Raw genomic sequence first — 19,214 nt, 5'->3', positions numbered from 1 at the left:
TAAAAATTATGCCAATCGTTGCCAGTTAATGATTGGCATTTATTACTTTAAAGGCAATTTTTGTAGCAATTATTTAAGGAGAAGAAATATGAATAAGTACTTCAAGAGATATATTGGGGTAGTTATTGCTTGGGTAATCATGATTATCGTGAGCTTTAGCTTTATGCCAAGATTCACTAACTTAGTAAATCAAAAAGGGGACACGCGGATACCTAGCTCCATGTCGAGTAAGGTAGCTAGTCGCATTGGCAGTGAATTTCATAAATCTGGGCAAAACACTCGTCGATTAGTCGTGGTATTTAATTCAGGTAGTAAGTTTAATTCTCAACAAACTATTAACATGAGCACCACTCTTACAAAATTAAAAAAATCTCAAAAGCAATTAGGCGTTGAATCAATGGTTACGCCTAATGACAGCCTATCAGCACAGAAACAACTAATTGCTAAGGATCAAACCACTCAGTTAGTAATTTTGGACGTGGATAAAACCATTCCGGTTAAAACCATGAATAACCAAATTAAAAAAGCTGTCAAAACTGTTTCATTGAGAACATACGTTACTAGTTTTAAAACCATTCAAAGAGATACAAATAACGCAGCTCGTAATGGCTTAGTTAAAGCGACAGTTATTATCGCTATTTTTATTTTGTTATTGCTACTTGTGGTATTCCGTTCAGTAATTATTCCTCTGATCTCAGTATTGACCACATCCTTTGCTTATATTGTTTCTCTTTGGGCAATTGGTAGTTTAGCTTCAGAGTATGGCTTACCAATTTCAAGAGATACTCAAGCAGGATTGATGTTAGTCCTTGCCACACTGGGTACAGGCTATGCACTATTTTACTTTAATAGTTTTAAGAACCAATTAGTTGCTGGTAAAGATGGCGTTGAAGCAAGTCTTGCGGTTCAAAAGAGATTTACTCAGTTGACCGCAGTTTCGGCTGGAGTACTGGCAATTGCGTTTGGCTCATTAGGATTCGTTAACTACTCATTGGTCCAATCATTTGCTGGTATAGGTATCGGAATCATCATCTTGCTCGCTGCTACATTAACATTCTTGCCATTCTTTACTTATTGGCTTGGCAACAGGGTGTTTTTACCTTCAAACAATCTCAAAGCTCATGATTATAACCGAAGTTGGAATTTCTTAGCCGGCAAATCTGCCAAGTATCCACTGGTAGCCTTGGTCTTAGCAATCTTGATTGCTATTCCATTTGTTGTTAACAGTAAGGGACCAGTTTCGTTTGATCCTACAATAGAAATATCAACTAAATCATCATCTGCTAAAGATGGTTACAAGGTCATCAAGAATCACTTTCCTGCAGGAATTGCTGAACCAATCACTGTGTACATTAAAGCTGACCATAAATTAGACAATGATGCTGATCTTAGAGAAATTGATCGAGTTTCAAATCAATTAACTGCTAATAAAGAAGTTAGTGCTATTAATTCAGTTACTCAACCTGAAGGCGAACCACTACAACAACTTTATATGCAAGAGCAATTACAAATTGTGACAGGTAGCTTAGACACTAATATGAGTTCATTGAATCGTGTGGCTAAGGGACTTAAAACAACTAAAATCAGTAAGAGCCCATTGACCAAAACTGACCGTTCAGTGACAACGATTGCTGATCGAGTTAGCCAAATCCAAGCTTATAACGCTGCTAATAATGTGACTGAGACACCAACTGAAGTTGTTAATCAGGTGCAAGCAGAATTAAGCCAAAGCAACCACAAACGAATGAATCGTTATCAACGGGCCATGGTTGAAGAAGCATTGCAACGGGCAACCGCTGACCAGGCACAACAAGATAAGATCAACAGTGCATTGAACGGTATTACTAGTCAAACAGATAGTGCCACTCAAAGCGTTTCACAATTCCGAATGGAATTAGCAGCCCTTCAATCAAAAATTCAGGGTTATGGCACACAGGTTAAGAGCTCAACTAAGGAAATTAAACAGTCACGAGACTTCCTTAACGAGATGGCTAAGTCACCTGCTGGCCAAACATTCTACATTCCAAAGGATGTTTTGAAGAGTAGTACTTTCCGCCAATCAATTAAACGCTATCTTTCTGATGACAAGAAAACTGCTAAGATTAGCGTAATTTTAAAGAATGATCCTAACGGCAAACCTGCTATGGATTATGTAAATGAAATTAGCTCACAAATGAAAAACAACTTTGCTGGAACTACTCTAAAGAATGCCCAAGTGGTAGTTGGTGGAGTTCCCGCAACATTGGCAAATGCTAAGACAATTTCAAAGGCTAACTTCGTCAAAATGACAGTGATTTTTGCAGGAATTTTAATTGTCCTATCAATGCTAGTTTCTGCTTCAATCCTACAAGCTGCATACGTTGGCAATATTGGCCTCATTGCTTACTTCATGTCACTTGGATTTAGCAAGTGGTTCAGTCACAGTTTCTTACAACAAAGTCAGCTAACTTCAGTAACTCCTGTAGCATTGTTCATTTTATTGTTTGCATTCTTAATGAACTTCGCCTTAGCGGTATTCATTACCAATCGTCAGGCTAAGCAACCAGCTACTGCAGATCAAATGGTATCTTCTGTTGGTAAACTTGGCACAATGATTATGCTGGCAATGTCAGTAGTCATTGTCGGTAGCCTTGCACTAACAATGTCAGGTGTCTTAACTATGATTCAAGTTGCCATTGGTTTGATATTTGGTATCGTGATTATTGGTATCATTATCCCAGTATCGTTACCAAGCTTAAATAAATTAACTTATGATAATTACTTTGGTAATCTGTTTAATTTAAACAAGAAACATGTCAAAAAGAGTACAGATGAATAATTAAAAAAGCATCTCCGGCATAAAAAATGTCTGGAGGTGCTTTTTGTTTTATCCTAACAAGTAAGTGATTCCGGTTGCTCCTAGGCCCATAAAGCAGGCCATTTCTGGTTTTGTGACATGAATTTCGATATTAATGAATGGAAATTCGGTTGCTAAAACATCTTGAATCACGCTGGCCCATTGCGAATTTCCAGCGTGAAGTACTGATAGTTTGACGATATTTTCGTTGTGCATTTTTTGAATTTGGTTGTCCCAAAATTTGTCGACTGATCGACTGCGCATCATTAAATCAAAATTATTGTTGGTAAATTGATAAATATATGAGGTTTTGAATCTCTGTTCAATTTTACCTCGGAACTTACTAATTAATTGTTGGTTGATCAACTGATTATTGTTGGCCACGGAAAAATATGTTCGAGTCCGTTGACGAAGATTATTTAATAAATTAATGATTTTATCTATGGGATAGTGTAATTTAATATAGTCAGCAAATTTCGTTACCTGATAGGCTAAGCCACTTGAAGTCGCTCGGCTATCCAGAACCGAGACATAGCTTTTAGATGCCTTAGCTGCCACCTGAGCGGTTTTAAATGTTGATGTGAGTGAACTACTAAGATGAATTGAGATTATTTGACTACCATCTCTTCCAAGCTCATCATATAAATTGGTCAGGTCTTTGACGTTGGCGGGTCCGATGGTTGGTGTTGTGGTACAGTGACCTAATAAATGTAAAAATTTATCACTAGGGATATTATTAACAGAACCATACAGATTACCGTTAATAAAAATTGGCAGATCAATAATTGTTATGTCCAAATCCTTGATAGTTGATGGAGACAGAGAAGCTGCAGAATCTGTCACAATTTTGATGTTAGTCATAGTTAGTATCACCTCTTTAATTATTCCACCTTTGATTATAGTATTGATAAGTGATTAGTTTTAAATATTCATTAATAATTCTTAGATATTCATAAACAATTCATATTTACGAAATGAGGTACAAGTTTGAAAAATCAGTATGAAGTGTTCCAATACATTGGTGTGCCAGTAACCACCGATGATTCTGGAAAGTATGTTATCAAGCGAGATGATAGCGGTGAGTTTAAACTACATAGTTGGCGTACGGGTAAGCATACCAAGGGTAAGCCAAAAGGTATTGGTCAAATTTTTATCACTGAAAACAATATGTTGGTGGCGGTTGTAAAATCGATCCCTGTAAAATTTAAAGATCGCCATGATTACACACCATTGCAACGCTTTACAAGCGAATTTTTGGATGAACAGTTAGTTAGTGAAGCACAAACAAAACTGTCATTGTGATAGGTTGTCCAAATAAATCAAATTTTAAATTGATGTTGACAGTCTTTCTCATTTAATGTTAAATTAGTTTTAATCATTTGTGGAGGTTTGCAACTATGCAAAAACTTAAATACACACAATTGAATAATGAATTTGCCTTTAGCTTTTTCTTTAGATAGCGTTTGTATTCGACAACTTGGATACGAACGCTCACGCACTGCGTTCGTATCTAATCAAATGGCTAAGGTGTTTTTATACATGAAATAATCTGCCAGTTAGATACGAGATTGATCTAGCTGGGACAATAACGGGCCCGTACCAGCTAGATGAACTTTATCTAGCTGGTTTTTTTGTTTCTTAAAATTTGGGAGGAATTTATCATGAAAAAATCATTATTGGGAATTATCGCTCTACCCGTTATTGCACTTACTTTGGCAGGTTGTTCATCATCGGCATCTAAAGACAAAACAGTTAACGTGGGCGTTTTACAAATCGTTCAACATGGTTCACTTGACGCCGCTCGAAAAGGGTTTGAAAGTGAATTAACCAAAGAAATTAAAGACAAACAACCTAAGTGGCAGGTTGCTTTTAACTATCAAAATGCTCAAGGTGACCAAGCTAACTTGAACACTATGAGTCGTCAAATCGTTCAAAAAAAGCCAGATTTGATTTTGGCTATCGCAACACCATCAGCACAAACCGTTGCTAAGCAGACTAAGACGACACCAATTCTTACAACCGCCGTTACTGATTTGAAATCAGCCGGATTGGTTAAGAGCACTGAAAAACCAGGCACCAATGTTTCTGGAACAATGGATCTTGGACCAGTAGATAAGCAATTGAAGTTATTAAAGAGTTTGACTAAGAACAACAAGCCAATTGGGGTTATGTATAACTCATCTGAAGAAAATTCAGGACTTCAAGTAAACATGGCTAAACAATATGCTAAGAAAAATAATCTGAAGTTAAAGGTGATCAGTGTTAATTCATCAAACGATGTTCAATCAGCACTAAGTGTTCTAAGTAACAAAATCTCAGGCCTTTACTTACCAACTGATAACTTAATGGCTAGCTCAATGAAGATTATTGGTAAGGTTGCTGGCGAAAAGAAATTACCTGTTGTGACTGGTTCGATTGAAATGGCCCAAGATGGTGGTACTGCGACTTATGGTATTAACTATCGCGACTTAGGTAAACAAACCGCCAAGATGGCTGCCAAGGTGATTTTGGATAAAAAGAATCCTAAAGATATGCCAGTGGAAAAATCAAAGACTTTGCGCCTATACGTGAACAACGAACGGGCTAAAAAATTGGGAATCGACCCAGCAAAGATTCAAGAACCATAGGAACGAGAAACGAAAGGAAGGTAGCATAAATGATTATTGATGGTATTGGACAGGGACTGATGTGGGCGTGTTTAACGATTGGGGTATTTATTACTTTTCGAATTTTGGACATTCCTGATTTAACCACTGAGGGGAGTTTCCCGCTGGGTGCAGCGGTCACTATTAAATTAATGTTGTCAGGACAATCAGCAATCGTGGCTATGTTATGCGGATTCGTTGTTGGATTCTTAGCTGGTGTGGTCACCGGATTGTTGGATACGCAACTCCACATTCCCTCTTTATTAGCTGGTATTTTGACTATGACAGGGCTGTATTCCATTAATATGCATATTATGGGCAAAGCTAACATTCCTTTATTAGATCAACGGGTGTTAACTAGTTACCTTCCAGAAACTTGGGACGTTACGGTTCAAACAATTATCATTGGCCTGATCATTTGTACAGTAGTGGTTGGTTTATTGGTAACATTCTTCAAAACGCAAAGTGGTCTGGCTCTAAGAGCTACTGGTAATAATGCCACGATGAGTGCAGCAAATGGCATCAAAACAAATCGGACCATCATCTTAGGTTACGGAATTTCCAATGGTTTGATTGCTGTTTCCGGTTCACTGATTGCTCAAAGTAACGGATTCGCAGATATTGGTATGGGAATTGGCACCATCGTCATTGGTTTGGCATCCGTATTGGTTGGAGAAATAATTCTCCCTGCTAAGAAAATGGTTTGGCGATTGACCGCTATGGTATTAGGAGCAATCGTTTACCGAGTGTTATTGACGTTAGCAATGAACGTTGGGGTATCACCAGATGATCTGAAAATCTTATCGGCAATCATCTTAGTTATCGTAATCGTATTGCCAATGATTCAAAATCAATATCGTTCTCGACAACAATTGAAACGTTACCTTCAAAAAATTAATTTAAAGTCAGGGGTGAAGATAAATGAATAGTTCTTCTGTTTTAGAAATGCAGCACGTCCATAAAATTTTCTTCCCAGGTACGGAAAATCAGCGGCATATCTTAAAAGACGTCAGTTTAGATATTCACCCTGGTGATTTTATCTCAGTAATCGGTAATAACGGGGCTGGTAAATCCACTTTGTTGAACGTGATTGCCGGTAATTTAAAAGCTGATGCAGGCACGATGAAGATTATGGGCAATGACATTACTAACAAATCGATTTCTTCTCGATCGAAATGGATCTCGAGAGTATTCCAAGATGCAAAGCTGGGAACTGCAGGTGATTTGACAGTATATGAAAATATGGCAGTAGCTGAAAAAGCAAATGGCCGCATTAATCTCCGCTTTTTCAATTCCCAAAAGAAACGTCAAGAGTTCAAAATGAAATTGACTAGTTTACAAATGGGACTTGAGAATCGTCTTGATACGCCAGTTAAATATTTATCTGGTGGACAACGGCAAGCACTGTCATTATTAATGGCAACAGTTAGTTCGCCAGCATTATTACTATTAGACGAACACACAGCTGCTCTCGATCCTAAAACTAGCGCTGAAGTGATGGAGTTGACCAACCAAGTTGTTACAGAACAACAACTAACTTCATTAATGATTACCCACAAAGTCGAAGATGCCTTAACTTATGGCAATCGTTTGATCATGGTTCAAGATGGCCAAATCAAAGTTGATCTAAATAATGAAGAAAAACAACGATTAACAAAGAATGAGTTAATCTCTTTATTCGAGAACTAAAAAACAACCGGCTAATATAATTAGCTGGTTGTTTTATTTAGTAATTTTAGTTGTGTAATAGTTTTTCGACGTCTGACTTAATGTCATCTTCGGACATTGATAAATACTTCTCCATGTCCTTTTCGGTGGCGTTAGTATCGTGTCCGTTGTTTTCCATGTAGTGGTTCCATAGAGCATCACGAACTGGCACCGTGCTATCACTCCAATCAAATCCTTCATTCATTGGTACATTTAAGAATGCAGATTCAGCTGTTGTGTTTGCCATAAATACTTACCTCCTAACAACTCCATTATAGTTCAGTAAGTTTATATGTTAAGTATCTGCATTATTAATTTGCAGGTTGTATTGTCATAATCCAATTTTTTTGTGGATCCGCTTGGTTTAACTGATCGATATCCTGGCCAATTTCGAAGTTGCGTTTCAAAACTTTACCAGCAATTGGTGACTTCAATGTTTCAACGGATTTATCGCCCTCAATATCTAGAATGTCGTCATCAACGTCAATATTGCTTTGATCGGTCGGAAAATCAGCGAAGGTAATTTGGCCAAGTTGCTCAAAAACTGATTTATCAATGCTGAGTAAATAAGTTCCATCTGCTTGGGGTGCGTACAATATACCATCTTTAACTTGTGATGCAGCGGTTGCTGAATGATTAGAAAACAAACCTTTTATCTTTTCCCATAACGATTTTTTAGCCATGGCTAGTCACCTCATTATCATGTTTACCCTAATTATAACGTATAATAGAAACATAACTTAATTAAAGGGGTGGTAATCATGTATTTAATTGATACCAGCAGAAATGGGGAGCCAGTTTTTGATGCGCGCGTTAATCAATCCTTAGATAACTATTTTGTCAACGAGAAAAAGTTACCTGGACATGGGCTGATGATGTATATTAATCAACCTTCAGTGATTATCGGTAAGAATCAAAATGTATGGGCTGAGGTCAATGTTGATTTTCTTCATCAACATGATATTCAGCTTGTGCGGAGAACGTCTGGAGGGGGAGCAGTTTACCATGACTTGGGAAATATTATTTTCGAGAATATTTTGATCGATGATGATTCTGAATTTGGTAATTACGCTTATTTTGCAGAACCTGTCTTAAATGCTTTACGTAAATTAGGTCTTGATGTGCAGATGAAGGAAAACAGCAGCGACCTGATTTTTCAAGGCAAAAAGTTTTCAGGAATGACGATGTTTAAAAATGGCCGCAGCTTGGCAGCCGGTGGAACCATTATGTATGACTTGAATCTAGATGATGCTCATGAAAGTCTGACAGAAGATGAATCAGAACAGGCCAAGCGCTTGGGAGTGGCTTCTAGACGGAGCCCAGTAGTTAACTTGAAGGACTTTTTACCTGATTCAATGGATATTGTAGGCTTACGTGAATATTTATTGAAGGAAATCTTTGAAGTTGATGATCTAGATGACATTGAGGTTTACCACATGACTGATGAGGATTGGGAAATCATCGATCAACGAATGGCAGAAACATACGGCACTGATGAATGGAATTATGGTCGTAATCCTGGCTATTATCACTATGTTGCTCAAGAGTTTGCTGATGGTAGATTGGGCATTAATTACACCACTACTCACAATGAAGTCGTTCACCTGAAGTTCAATCCTGATTTTTCAGTCGACGGGGATTTAAAACAAGTTGAGAATGCCTTGATAGGCAAGGCACCGTCCCGAGTGAATATTGAAAATGCTATTAAAAAAGGTAAATTAAGAAATATTGATTTTAAACAATTGAGTAATTTTTTAAATCAATTTTTAAATAGTTAAGCACTGATTGTATAATCAGTGCTTTTTATTATTGAATAACTTTAATATTTATAATCTAACATTTAATGTGAAAGTCGATAGTTTACATAAGTTTTTAAACGGACGCACTTTCACATCGTAAACTAATTTTTGTTGACATTTTATAATCTAAATCTCATAATACGAATATTAAATAATTTTAGGCAATCAGTCTAGATGTTCAGAAGGGGTAGATCGAATATATGAAGTATGCGGTATTAGGAGCAGGAGCAATGGGTTTAAGATATGGTGTGTTACTTCAGGATGCTGGCTTCGACGTTGATTTCGTTGATACCTGGGAACCACAAGTTAACACCATTCACGAGCAGAATGGGGTCTATGTTTCTCGTGATGGGCAAGATAAACGATTAGTGCCAGTCAATATTTATTTTCCTGAAGATTATGATGGTGATCCAGATGTTTTGATTATTTTCACGAAACAACATGGACTAGCAGAGATGCTAAAAAGAAGTTCTCGATTTTTTAATGATCGTCAGTACGTGGTTTCGTGCATGAACGGGATGGGGCATATCGAAAAAATCAATCAGTATTTCGATAAAGAAAAGGTCCTTGGTGGAACTGCATTGATTGGGACTGTGTTGAATAAAGCGGGGGATGTTGATTTCATCGGTAAATCAGGTGCTGGTTCAATGAATATTGCCAACGAAACAGAAAAACCTGATGAAATGACTTATAAGATCGTTGATGAATTTCAACAAGCCAATCTTAATCCTAATTTGACGACTAACTTTTTAGGTACATTAATGGCTAAAGTGATCTTCAATTCAGTGATTAACACGCTATGTACGATGTTTAAGATCCGAATGGGTGAATTTATTCAATCTGATGTTGCTAGCAAGTTAGGAGTTCAGCTGATCGATGAAGCTTTTGATGTTTGTGAGCGGGCAGGTATTACTCTTTTGAATACCCGACAAGAAGAATGGGAAACTATTCAATATGTTAGTGAAGTTTCCAATCCACTTCATTTTCCATCAATGTATCAAGACATCTCAAAGAACCGCCCAACAGAAGTTGATTATATAAATGGATATATTTATGATTTAGGAACTAAGTATCACTATGAAGCCAAGACACATGATTTCTTGAGAAATTTAGTTCACTTATCAGAATTTTCTGGTACCTTTGATGTGGATAGTTACGTTAAATCATTGGTAGCGGCAAAATAATAATTGATCACATAGAATAAGCACATAGATTTCAGATTCAAACTGACACATAGAATAAATTAATGACATAAAAAAGGACCGATTTGCGTGAATGCAAATCGGCCTTTTGGTGTTTAAAGATATTTTTATGTACAAAAAAACCAGTGAATAATCACTGGTTTAGATGATGTTGAATTATTAGTCTTCAACAACGTTAACGTTAGCAGCTTGTGGTCCACGGTCGCTGTCTTCAACGTCAAGAGTAACTTTTTGGCCTTCGTCTAATGACTTGAAGCCGTCTTTTTGGATAGCTGAGAAGTGAACGAATACGTCACCGTCGTCAGTAGTAATGAATCCGTAACCTTTGTCAGCGTTAAACCATTTAACAGTACCTTGTTTCATAATATGAAACCTCCTTGCGCAGTTGCGCGATAAAAAAATTTGTTAATGTATCTAGTTGTACGTAATTCCAAGGAAGTTATTTCATAAAAATAAAACAAGACCTTAAAAACTCGAACCTAAATCACATTAGCTATAATATACCAATAGCTACGAACTATGTCAATCAAAAGAACCACATATATTTTCAAACGGTGCATTTAGTTTCTTATTGTTCCACGGGAATAACTAAAAACTAATCGTAAGGCTCACAAATTCAAAGATCAAAGCAACTATAAACGTTGCCAACAATGGTCTTTAGTGAATCCATTCAAAGTATAACAGATGTTTCGAAAAGAATGTTAAATAACAAGCTAGTTAAAAAATAACTTAATTTAAGATGGGTCCAAATTTACGCTGGTTTGTTTTTGTGTTATTAAATTTTGTCTATTGCCATACATAAGAGAGCTCCAAAAAATGCGTAATTTGTCAAATGAATTTCGATATTAATTGATTTATACGTACAAATATTTTATACTTACAGTTGTAATACAAGTTCTGGGAATGTTGTGGAGGAAAATAAAATGGATAAACAACAATTAAAAGACAAAATTGTAAGCGGAAACATTTCTTTGGGGATTGAACTGGGATCCACTCGTATAAAGTCAGTTCTAGTCACTGACGACTTTCAAACGATTGCTTCTGGCGACTTTATTTGGGAAAACGAACTAGACAATGGTATTTGGACATATTCTTTAGATAAAGTATGGAATGGAATTCAAACTAGCTATGCAAATATGGCCCGAGAAATACATGATAGTTATGGCGTAGATGTAAAAAATATTGGCTCAATTGGCGTTAGCGCAATGATGCATGGGTACATGCCATTTGATAAAAATGGAAAGTTACTTGTTCCTTTTAGAACTTGGAGAAACAACATTACGGGTCAGGCCGCTGACAAATTGACTGAATTATTTGATTTCAATATTCCTGAACGATGGAGTATTGCACATTTATATCAAGCGGTATTGAACAATGAATCACACATCGATGATGTTGACTTTATTACCAGCCTTGCAGGATATGTAACTTGGAAAATTTCTGGTAAAAAGGTTCTAGGAATTGGGGACGCCTCAGGTGTATTTCCAATAGATAATAATACAAAGACTTATGATACATCGATGCTGAAAAAGTTTAACGACCTTGATCTAATTAAAGCAAGACCATGGGATATACAAGATGTATTACCAGATGTTTTGCTTGCTGGAGACACTGCAGGTCAATTAACTCGGGATGGAGCCAAATTAATTGATGCTTCAGGCCAACTTGAAGCAGGGTCATTAATTGCACCCCCTGAAGGTGATGCTGGTACAGGAATGGTTTCCACTAATGCTGTTAAGGTTCGGACAGGGAATGTTTCAGCAGGTACTTCAGCATTTTCGATGGTTGTATTGGATGAACCAATGAAATCAGTTCACAGAGATATAGATATTGTCACTACCCCTGATGGAGCTCCAGTGGCAATGGTTCACATTAACAATGGATCTTCGGATATTAATGCCTGGGTTTCACTGTTTAATGAATTCTCAAAATTATTAGGTGTTCAATTGAGTCCTAACGATTTATACGGAACACTATTTTCTGAATCAGTTAAAGGTGATCAGGATGCTGGTGGATTAGTTAACTTCAGTTATTTATCTGGCGAAAATATTACTCGTGTTCCTGAAGGTAGACCAATGTTTGTCAGAAAACCAGATGCAAAAATGAATCTAGCTAACTTTATCAAGACACAGTTGTATTCAGCGTTTGCACCTTTGAAAATTGGTATGGATATTTTACTACGTGAAGAACACATCAAAACTAATGTCTTAATTGCACAAGGTGGTTTGTTCAAAACGCCCGTAGTAGCTCAGCAAGTTCTAGCCGATGCTTTAGATACGCCAATTACGGTTATGGACAACGCTGGTGAAGGCGGACCTTGGGGTATGGCAATTCTCGCGCTTTATGCGGTTAATAAAGAGACCGGTGAGAGTCTCTCAAGCTACCTTGAAAATAAAGTATTTAAAGATGCAACAGGTGCCACTCTTAATCCGGTTCCAGAAAGCGTTGCTGGATATGACAAATTTATTGATAACTACAAAGCAGCTTTACCTGCTGAACAAAACGCTGTGGAATCAATGAAAATGAATAAATAATGGTGCGGAGTTTGGCAGTTTAAACTAACGCAGGTTTAATGATTTTATAGAAAAGGAAAGTTAAAATTATGCTAGAAAAACTTAAGCAAGAAGTTTATGAAGCAAATATGCAGTTACCTAAACTTGGTTTAGTGACATTCACTTGGGGAAATGTCTCAGGAATTGATAGGGAAAAGGGATTGTTTGTCATCAAGCCATCAGGAGTCGAATATGACGAAATGAAACCAGAAGATATGGTTGTTGTTGATCTAGATGGTAAAGTTGTGGAAGGGGATATGAATCCTTCATCAGATACCCCTACACATACTTATTTATATAATCATTTTCCTAACATCGGTGGAATTACCCACACTCATTCTCCATGGGCTGTGTCTTTTGCAGCGGCTAAAATGGATATACCAGCCGTAAGTACTACACATGCGGACACATTTTACGGAGATATACCAGCGGCCCCTGCTTTAACAAAGAAACAAATCGAAGAAGCGTATGAACTAAACACTGGAAAAGTCATTGTGGATGAATTTGCCCGTCGAGGATTAGATCCAGACGCTGTTCCTGCTGTTTTAGTCAGTCAGCATGGACCATTTTCATGGGGACCCACTCCTGATAAATCAGTATATAATGCTAAAGTCTTAGAAGTTTCAGCAGAGATTGCTTATCATGATTTACAACTTACCCGAGATGAAAGCCATGTCCCACAATATTTATTAGACAAACATTATTATCGTAAACACGGTGCTAATGCGTATTATGGACAAAATAATGCCAAGTCTAAAACACATGCTGCACATGAATAGTAATTAAAAAGCACGTCTGCCATTACATAAATAATATGTAGTGGCAGATGTGCTTTTATTTTGTCGTCAAATTCGTACTATGATTCTTCAAAGGAATGCTAACTTCGAAAATTGATCCTGTTGGCTGATTATCATGGACCGCAATTTTACCATGATGCTGCTTAACGATTGTGGAAGCAATTGCTAAACCTAAACCATTACCACCAGTCTTGCTGTTTCTGGATTTATCTGTGCGGTAGAAGCGATCGAATACTCGTTTCTTATCTTCATTAGGGATGCCTGGACCATTGTCACTTACTTTGATAGTTAAAGTATCTTTGATTCGGTTAACTGAGACGCCAATCGTACCATCTTTAGGACTATACTTTAATCCGTTATCAACAAGAATTACTATTAACTGACGCATTAGGCCACTATCAAATACTCCAGCTCCTGGGGCATCGACTGCAACAGTTAAAGTTTTACTTTGACTGGCAGCGACATCTTGGTAAGGGGTAATAACTTCCTTGAAAAATGGTTCTAATAATTGAGACTGCATATTTACTTGAACCGTGTCGGCGTCAGAACGAGAGAGCGTCAACAGATGTGCAGTCAATGTTTGCAATTGATTAACACTGTTTAATGATGTGGAAATTTTTTCAGCTTGGTCTAAAATTTTATCATTTGGTTTTGTCAGCATAAATTCGAGTTGGTTTTGGATGACAGTTAGTGGAGTTCGTAATTCATGCGCGGCATTGGCACTGAAATCACGTTGTTTTTTCCACGATGTTAAGATGGGCTTCATGCTTGATCGTGATAAGAAGTAAGCGATGGATATAGCCAGAATCCAGAAGAATATGATCGTGATTAAGATGGCTCGCTCAAAACTCTTCAGAGCCAATAAATCTGCATCAACGTTCTCAACGATCATTGCGTAATTTCCTGCATATAAAGGATTGGGGTTGCTTTTTGGTACTTTAACTAACAGCGTTCGGAAATGACTGGTAAAGTTCTGTGATCCAATCGTCATGTCGTAGACTTTATCAGTCTGAGTCTTATCTAACTGAATGTTTTTAATCAGTGAGTAAAAATGATTTCCTAACATGGGCTTATTAATAATAATTCCCTTAGAATTAAAGACAATGGTTGTTGATCTAAAAGGGCCACCGATTGATGGTGATATATTGGCGGTTCCCTTGTTAGGATTGATTTTAATAGTAGGCTGGGACTCATTGTTAAGAATTTGAGTTCGTTGGTTGACTAACCCTTGATTAATATTTTGAAAAACAGAGTTTTGGAAAATACTATAAACGGTGAATCCCAGTAAAATAAATAACAGCGCAAAGGCAAATAATTCTTTAATAAAGAAAGAGCGCTGTTGCTTAGTTTGTGGATCTTTACGTGACAAATTTAAGCCTCCGTTTCCAAGATATACCCGACATTACGAATTGTTTTGATAGGTTGAATATCTGATGCTTGTTTAATTTTTTTACGTAAATTACTCATATATACTTCAATCACTGAGAGGGCGGTATCAGAATCAAATCCCCATAGGCGATCAAAAATCTGTTCTTTGGTAATGATAGTTTCCGGATTTTGTAAGAAATATATCAATAGATCATATTCTTTACCGTTTAAATCGAGCTCGGTATCGCTTAGAGTTACTGTGCGATTTTTTAGATTGGCAGTAAAGTTGCCAACGACTAATTGATTTTCGTCACCGATGCGTCCGGAACGGCGAAGCAGGGCTTTGACCCGTAAAAGTAACTCTTCACGGTGAAATGGTTTAGTTAAATAATCATCAGCACCGAGTTGAAAGCCGTGGACCTTGTCACTTAGCGTATCTTTAGCTGTTAAAATTAGGACAGGCATATCTAATTTATCAGTGGTGCGCCATTTCTTGAGAATTTCAAATCCACTGATTTCTGGAAGCATTAAGTCTAGGACGACGAGGTCATAGATACCGTCTTCTCCTAGCATTTGGCCGTCAAAGCCATCATTACTAAGAGTGACGTTGCCCAAATCATCCAAGAATAATTTTAAACTTTGGGCTAGATCTTCATCATCTTCAATTACGAGAATTTTTAAATCTTTCAAGGTAAAACCTCCGGGTTCACTGAAATTAGAATTGTTGCTTCTAGTTAATAATCTTGCAACAATTATAGCATTCAAACAATAAATGAAGCTTAACATATAAATTAGCAGGTGAATTCGTTGGCGCACGGAATAAATATCGGTATAATAATGTCGCAATTACATAACGGAAGAAGTCAAACAGATGGAAAAAGATGAAGAATTTTATCAAAAATTATTTGCTGGCATGATGTTAGCGGCAACCGCCGGGGCATTAGATGCTTACTCTTATCTTTATAACGGCGGTGTTTTCGCCGGCTTACAAACTGGGAACTTAATTTTGATGGGAATTCACATTGGGAGTGGTCAATTTTCCCAGGCTGGTTTGGAACTATTCTCAGCAGTTATGTTCATGCTTGGGGTATTCATTATGCGAGTTATTCAGCAACATTATCCAAGTGAAATTGCTTTGAAACGGCAAGAGTTAACCTTGATTTATGAAATTATTATGTTTGCAGCCGTGGCATTTTTAGCACCAGTGCTTCCGAGATTAATTATTACTGGTTTGCTATCAATTGCGGCAGCTGCTCAATTACAAGAGTTTAGGATGTTGAAGGGTAAGCCCTTCACATCGTTAATGATGACTGGAAACATTCGCACATTTGCTGAATCCGGATTTGATTTTTTGACCACGGGTGATCAAAAAGCCCGAGCAACTGCAGGTAAAATGAGCTTGATCCTCTTATCATTTGTCATTGGTGCCGTTTTGAGCGGATTTTTCTTGCCTTACTTAGGGGCTAAAACAATCTTGATATCCGCAGGCATTTTGCTAATTACTTTAATCTTTGGTCGTTAATTAAAAACCGGACAGAAAATAAATTCTGGCCGGTCTTTTTTATGCTGGGGCAATTTTAGAGTAAAGTACAGCGTCAACGTATTCACCATTATTTACTAGGTAATCGGTTAAGACGGCATCTTGGTGAAAGAAGCGCCGTTCAGCTACAGCCCGACTTTTGGTATTAGTCGCCATTGCCAGTAGTTCTAATCGATGAATTCCTAATTCATTGAAGGCAATTTCTTCGACTGCCGCCAATGATTCCGTGACGGCACCTTGACCCTGGAAACGAGAACTTAGCCAGTAACCGATCTCACCACGATGATATTCTTCATCTATTGAATGAACATCGATCATTCCAGCTACTTCACCATCGACCATAATCAGGGTAAACCAGAATTTTCTTTCAGCCATTTGTTTGATGCCGTAATCCAAAAATGCAGTCTCATCTTGAACTGACATCATTTGCTCAGTCCAAGGTAGCCATTGACTAAGTATTCTACGATCTGTATCAACTAGCTCGTAAAGATCAGCTGCATCGTTAATACTTGGAAACTTCAGCGCCAGTGAATCGTTAATTTGATGAATAAACAAAGCAAATTCCCCCAGTAGTTATCAATTATTAGTGATTCTAGTATATTCCTTTTCAAATATAATAACTAAAAACGAACCCACATAGCAATTATCGCTAGCCGGGTTCGTTTTGAATCTGATAGTGTTTTTGATTAGTTCCTGAAATTCAGGTGAGATGCTTTAGCAATCCCCAATGCGATAAAGGCAGAAACTACAAATGCTCCCAATTCAGGTAACATTTGACCAATCCCCCAAGTTGCAACAATCGATGCTAAAATCGTACCAAAAATCAATGTGAATAAGCCAATTAATGAAATTAATAAGTTTTTGTCCATAATTACGCTTCCCCTCAAAAGATATTGGCAGAATGACGCAACTCGACTATCCACAAGCTTGTTTTCATAGTTATGGTTGCGCTTTCATTTTCCATATCTATTATAACTGATTAAAAAAATAATACTACCCCTTAGTCTTTTGAGTAGTTGCATTATTGTACAGTCATCAGTTATAATACTTTTAAAATGAAGGGACGTGTGTGGGATTGAAAATTGTTAATCGTTAATTTAAGAATAGGAATCTCTGTATTTAAGCAGGGGTTATTCTGTAACGATTTGCATGTCAATTCTGCGTAAAAAGAAGGGACGCACGCAAGTGGTGCGTCCTTTTGTGTACTATGGGATAACTCCCTGTTTACCAAATGGAATCGAGGTAGACAAAATGGGAAATATTATTATTAATGACTTATATTTTAGATACGACAGCATGCCTGACCCAATCTTTGATCATTTAAATTTAGCGATTGATGAAAGTTGGCGATTAGGTTTAATCGGCCGCAATGGTCGTGGGAAAACTACTTTTTTAAAAATCTTATTAGGCGAATTAAAAGCTCAAGGGAAGATAACGACGAACTTAAAATTTAATTATTTTCCGCAACCAGTTAGTGATGAGCAAATGATTACGCGGGATGTTCTTATGGGAATATCAAACCTGACCTTCAGCGATTTTTGGCGGGTAGAAGTTGAACTAGATAAATTAAAAGTAAATCAAGAAGTTTTAGAGCGGCCGTTTGTGACGCTTAGTCCAGGAGAACAGACGAAGGTGTTACTGGGAACTTTATTTAGTGATCATGATAGCTTTCAATTAATTGATGAGCCAACTAATCATTTGGATAGTGAGGGTCGCCAAGTGGTTGCTGAATATTTAAAATCTAAGCAAGGATTTATTGTGATCAGCCATGATCGAGCATTTATTAATCAAGTGATTGACCACGTGATATCGATTGATCGCTCAAAAATTCAGTTATTTAATGGCAATTACGAAACTTGGCAGCAAGCTTTTGATCAGCAGAATCAAGCAGAAATGCAGAAGAAACAGGAACTTCAAGGCGAAATCAATCGACTTAAACAAGCTGCTGATAAGAGCCGGCGGTGGTCTGAATCAACGGAAAGCAAGAAGTCTCAGTCGGCTTATAAACATCAAGGCCATGTAAATTTAGATAAGGGATTCTTGGGACATAAAGCAGCTAAGATCATGAAACGTTCTAAGGGCATCACTGAAAGAACTGAAAAACAAATCACTGAGAAACAATCGTTACTTAAAAACTTGGATGATTCACCTGAGTTAACGATGAACTTTGTGCCACTGGATAAGCAACCATTATTGCAATTGAATGATTTTCAAGTATCTCGCAATAACCATCCCTTAAACAAGCCCATCAATGTGTCCATCCAGAATCACGACCGAATAGCCTTAACTGCTCCCAACGGGTTCGGTAAGTCAACAATCGTGAAGGGAATCTTAGGGGACGCCACTGTTGGCGTTTCCGGACAAGTCACTTCCGCATCGGGAATTAAGATTTCTTATGTTAGCCAAGATTTTGAAACTATCAGTGGTGATATTAACGAATACGCCACCGAGGCGGGTATTGAAATATCTGAGTTTTTAAATATGTTGCGTAAACTAGGATTTGAACGTGAAACTTTTACTCATGATTTGTCAGAAATGAGTTGGGGCCAGAAACGCAAGGTTGCTCTTGCGAGGTCCTTAGTTGAAGAAGCTAATTTGTATTTGTGGGATGAGCCGCTAAACTATCTGGATATTATTACTAGACAGCAGATTGAATCACTAATTCTACAATATAATCCGCCAATGCTGATTATTGACCATGATCAAGAATTTATTAAGCGGATAGTTAATAAAGAAGTTATCAAACTACAACCTGCTGATTGATTGCT

19 protein-coding genes are annotated in these 19,214 nt (G+C 37.3%); 11 read left to right on the top strand and 8 right to left on the bottom strand.

Annotation, left to right across the window (positions count from 1 at the left end; genetic code table 11):
* The first annotated feature begins 88 nt into the window (after positions 1 to 88).
* Positions 89 to 2,818, top strand: a complete 2,730-nt coding sequence (locus tag O0236_RS09785; protein WP_268913431.1) for an MMPL family transporter — start codon at positions 89 to 91, stop codon at positions 2,816 to 2,818.
* Positions 2,819 to 2,866: 48 nt separating this feature from the next.
* Here O0236_RS09785 and O0236_RS09780 read toward each other — a convergent pair whose 3' ends face one another.
* Entirely contained in the window at positions 2,867 to 3,697 is an 831-nt protein-coding gene (locus O0236_RS09780; RefSeq protein ID WP_268913430.1) for a DegV family protein, read from the bottom strand.
* Between the two features lie 126 nt (positions 3,698 to 3,823).
* On the opposite strand from O0236_RS09780, the gene O0236_RS09775 reads away from it, so the two are divergent.
* The 4 genes from O0236_RS09775 to O0236_RS09760 all read left to right on the top strand — a co-directional run bounded on the left by O0236_RS09775 (position 3,824) and on the right by O0236_RS09760 (position 7,170).
* Positions 3,824 to 4,138, top strand: a complete 315-nt coding sequence (locus tag O0236_RS09775) for a hypothetical protein (protein ID WP_268913429.1) — start codon at positions 3,824 to 3,826, stop codon at positions 4,136 to 4,138.
* Positions 4,139 to 4,497: 359 nt separating this feature from the next.
* Positions 4,498 to 5,463: an ABC transporter substrate-binding protein gene (locus O0236_RS09770; protein WP_268913428.1), complete on the top strand. Its 966-nt coding sequence runs from the start codon at positions 4,498 to 4,500 to the stop codon at positions 5,461 to 5,463.
* Between the two features lie 29 nt (positions 5,464 to 5,492).
* Positions 5,493 to 6,410 (top strand): ABC transporter permease, encoded by a 918-nt coding sequence (locus tag O0236_RS09765; protein ID WP_268913427.1) that lies wholly within the window; start codon positions 5,493 to 5,495, stop codon positions 6,408 to 6,410.
* Positions 6,403 to 7,170: an ABC transporter ATP-binding protein gene (locus tag O0236_RS09760; protein ID WP_268913426.1), complete on the top strand. Its 768-nt coding sequence runs from the start codon at positions 6,403 to 6,405 to the stop codon at positions 7,168 to 7,170. The genes O0236_RS09765 and O0236_RS09760 overlap by 8 nt, the downstream gene beginning before the upstream one ends.
* 46 nt (positions 7,171 to 7,216) lie before the next feature.
* Here the strand turns inward: O0236_RS09760 and O0236_RS09755 are convergent, their stop codons facing one another.
* Both O0236_RS09755 and O0236_RS09750 read right to left on the bottom strand, forming a co-directional pair.
* Positions 7,217 to 7,435 carry a hypothetical protein gene (locus O0236_RS09755; RefSeq protein WP_268913424.1) on the bottom strand — a complete coding sequence of 73 codons (219 nt, stop codon included), beginning with the start codon at positions 7,433 to 7,435 and terminating at the stop codon, positions 7,217 to 7,219.
* Positions 7,436 to 7,499: 64 nt separating this feature from the next.
* The gene (locus O0236_RS09750; RefSeq protein WP_268913423.1) at positions 7,500 to 7,871 is read right to left on the bottom strand and encodes a glycine cleavage system protein H; all 372 of its coding nucleotides are present in this window, start codon (positions 7,869 to 7,871) and stop codon (positions 7,500 to 7,502) included.
* A gap of 78 nt (positions 7,872 to 7,949) precedes the next feature.
* Between O0236_RS09750 and O0236_RS09745 the strand changes: the two genes are divergently transcribed.
* Both O0236_RS09745 and O0236_RS09740 read left to right on the top strand, forming a co-directional pair.
* Positions 7,950 to 8,966 (top strand): biotin/lipoate A/B protein ligase family protein, encoded by a 1,017-nt coding sequence (locus O0236_RS09745; RefSeq protein WP_268913422.1) that lies wholly within the window; start codon positions 7,950 to 7,952, stop codon positions 8,964 to 8,966.
* A 221-nt stretch (positions 8,967 to 9,187) separates the two neighbouring features.
* The gene (locus tag O0236_RS09740; RefSeq protein ID WP_268913421.1) at positions 9,188 to 10,171 is read left to right on the top strand and encodes a ketopantoate reductase family protein; all 984 of its coding nucleotides are present in this window, start codon (positions 9,188 to 9,190) and stop codon (positions 10,169 to 10,171) included.
* A gap of 177 nt (positions 10,172 to 10,348) precedes the next feature.
* On the opposite strand, the gene O0236_RS09735 is transcribed toward O0236_RS09740, so the two are convergent.
* Positions 10,349 to 10,552: a cold-shock protein gene (locus tag O0236_RS09735; protein ID WP_125008494.1), complete on the bottom strand. Its 204-nt coding sequence runs from the start codon at positions 10,550 to 10,552 to the stop codon at positions 10,349 to 10,351.
* A 560-nt stretch (positions 10,553 to 11,112) separates the two neighbouring features.
* On the opposite strand from O0236_RS09735, the gene O0236_RS09730 reads away from it, so the two are divergent.
* Together O0236_RS09730 and O0236_RS09725 are read left to right on the top strand one after the other, a co-directional pair.
* A complete protein-coding gene (locus O0236_RS09730; RefSeq protein WP_268913420.1) occupies positions 11,113 to 12,723 on the top strand; it encodes a xylulokinase in 1,611 nt (536 codons plus the stop codon).
* Positions 12,724 to 12,791: 68 nt separating this feature from the next.
* Entirely contained in the window at positions 12,792 to 13,520 is a 729-nt protein-coding gene (locus O0236_RS09725) for an L-ribulose-5-phosphate 4-epimerase (protein ID WP_268913419.1), read from the top strand.
* Positions 13,521 to 13,575: 55 nt separating this feature from the next.
* Here O0236_RS09725 and O0236_RS09720 read toward each other — a convergent pair whose 3' ends face one another.
* Positions 13,576 to 14,907, bottom strand: a complete 1,332-nt coding sequence (locus O0236_RS09720; RefSeq protein ID WP_268913418.1) for a sensor histidine kinase — start codon at positions 14,905 to 14,907, stop codon at positions 13,576 to 13,578.
* A gap of 2 nt (positions 14,908 to 14,909) precedes the next feature.
* On the bottom strand, positions 14,910 to 15,596 hold the full coding sequence (locus O0236_RS09715) for a response regulator transcription factor (RefSeq protein WP_268913417.1): 687 nt from the start codon (positions 15,594 to 15,596) through the stop codon (positions 14,910 to 14,912).
* A gap of 181 nt (positions 15,597 to 15,777) precedes the next feature.
* Between O0236_RS09715 and O0236_RS09710 the strand changes: the two genes are divergently transcribed.
* Positions 15,778 to 16,428 carry a YoaK family protein gene (locus O0236_RS09710; RefSeq protein ID WP_268913416.1) on the top strand — a complete coding sequence of 217 codons (651 nt, stop codon included), beginning with the start codon at positions 15,778 to 15,780 and terminating at the stop codon, positions 16,426 to 16,428.
* A gap of 39 nt (positions 16,429 to 16,467) precedes the next feature.
* On the opposite strand, the gene O0236_RS09705 is transcribed toward O0236_RS09710, so the two are convergent.
* A complete protein-coding gene (locus O0236_RS09705; protein ID WP_268913415.1) occupies positions 16,468 to 17,001 on the bottom strand; it encodes a GNAT family N-acetyltransferase in 534 nt (177 codons plus the stop codon).
* Between the two features lie 131 nt (positions 17,002 to 17,132).
* Positions 17,133 to 17,315: a hypothetical protein gene (locus tag O0236_RS09700; protein WP_268913413.1), complete on the bottom strand. Its 183-nt coding sequence runs from the start codon at positions 17,313 to 17,315 to the stop codon at positions 17,133 to 17,135.
* 382 nt (positions 17,316 to 17,697) lie between these two features.
* On the opposite strand from O0236_RS09700, the gene abc-f reads away from it, so the two are divergent.
* The gene (gene abc-f / locus O0236_RS09695) at positions 17,698 to 19,209 is read left to right on the top strand and encodes a ribosomal protection-like ABC-F family protein (protein ID WP_268913412.1); all 1,512 of its coding nucleotides are present in this window, start codon (positions 17,698 to 17,700) and stop codon (positions 19,207 to 19,209) included.
* Positions 19,210 to 19,214 lie beyond the last annotated feature (5 nt).

It is taken from the genome of Lentilactobacillus sp. SPB1-3, assembly GCF_026913205.2.
In the GTDB taxonomy this organism is placed as follows: domain Bacteria; phylum Bacillota; class Bacilli; order Lactobacillales; family Lactobacillaceae; genus Lentilactobacillus; species Lentilactobacillus terminaliae.
Note: the sequence above shows the minus strand (reverse complement) of the source record. Positions and strands in the feature narration are given on the sequence as shown.

Bases quoted from the DNA above. Each gene is read 5' to 3' on its own strand.
- O0236_RS09710 (WP_268913416.1), top strand. From the start codon at position 15,778: ATGGAAAAAGATGAAGAATTTTATCAAAAATTATTTGCTGGCATGATG.
- O0236_RS09745 (WP_268913422.1), top strand. From the start codon at position 7,950: ATGTATTTAATTGATACCAGCAGAAATGGGGAGCCAGTTTTTGATGCG.
- O0236_RS09785 (WP_268913431.1), top strand. From the start codon at position 89: ATGAATAAGTACTTCAAGAGATATATTGGGGTAGTTATTGCTTGGGTA.
- O0236_RS09765 (WP_268913427.1), top strand. From the start codon at position 5,493: ATGATTATTGATGGTATTGGACAGGGACTGATGTGGGCGTGTTTAACG.
- O0236_RS09735 (WP_125008494.1), bottom strand. From the start codon at position 10,552: ATGAAACAAGGTACTGTTAAATGGTTTAACGCTGACAAAGGTTACGGA.
- O0236_RS09755 (WP_268913424.1), bottom strand. From the start codon at position 7,435: ATGGCAAACACAACAGCTGAATCTGCATTCTTAAATGTACCAATGAAT.
- O0236_RS09740 (WP_268913421.1), top strand. From the start codon at position 9,188: ATGAAGTATGCGGTATTAGGAGCAGGAGCAATGGGTTTAAGATATGGT.
- O0236_RS09725 (WP_268913419.1), top strand. From the start codon at position 12,792: ATGCTAGAAAAACTTAAGCAAGAAGTTTATGAAGCAAATATGCAGTTA.
- O0236_RS09760 (WP_268913426.1), top strand. From the start codon at position 6,403: ATGAATAGTTCTTCTGTTTTAGAAATGCAGCACGTCCATAAAATTTTC.
- O0236_RS09780 (WP_268913430.1), bottom strand. From the start codon at position 3,697: ATGACTAACATCAAAATTGTGACAGATTCTGCAGCTTCTCTGTCTCCA.
- O0236_RS09770 (WP_268913428.1), top strand. From the start codon at position 4,498: ATGAAAAAATCATTATTGGGAATTATCGCTCTACCCGTTATTGCACTT.
- O0236_RS09730 (WP_268913420.1), top strand. From the start codon at position 11,113: ATGGATAAACAACAATTAAAAGACAAAATTGTAAGCGGAAACATTTCT.
- O0236_RS09750 (WP_268913423.1), bottom strand. From the start codon at position 7,871: ATGGCTAAAAAATCGTTATGGGAAAAGATAAAAGGTTTGTTTTCTAAT.
- abc-f (WP_268913412.1), top strand. From the start codon at position 17,698: ATGGGAAATATTATTATTAATGACTTATATTTTAGATACGACAGCATG.
- O0236_RS09700 (WP_268913413.1), bottom strand. From the start codon at position 17,315: ATGGACAAAAACTTATTAATTTCATTAATTGGCTTATTCACATTGATT.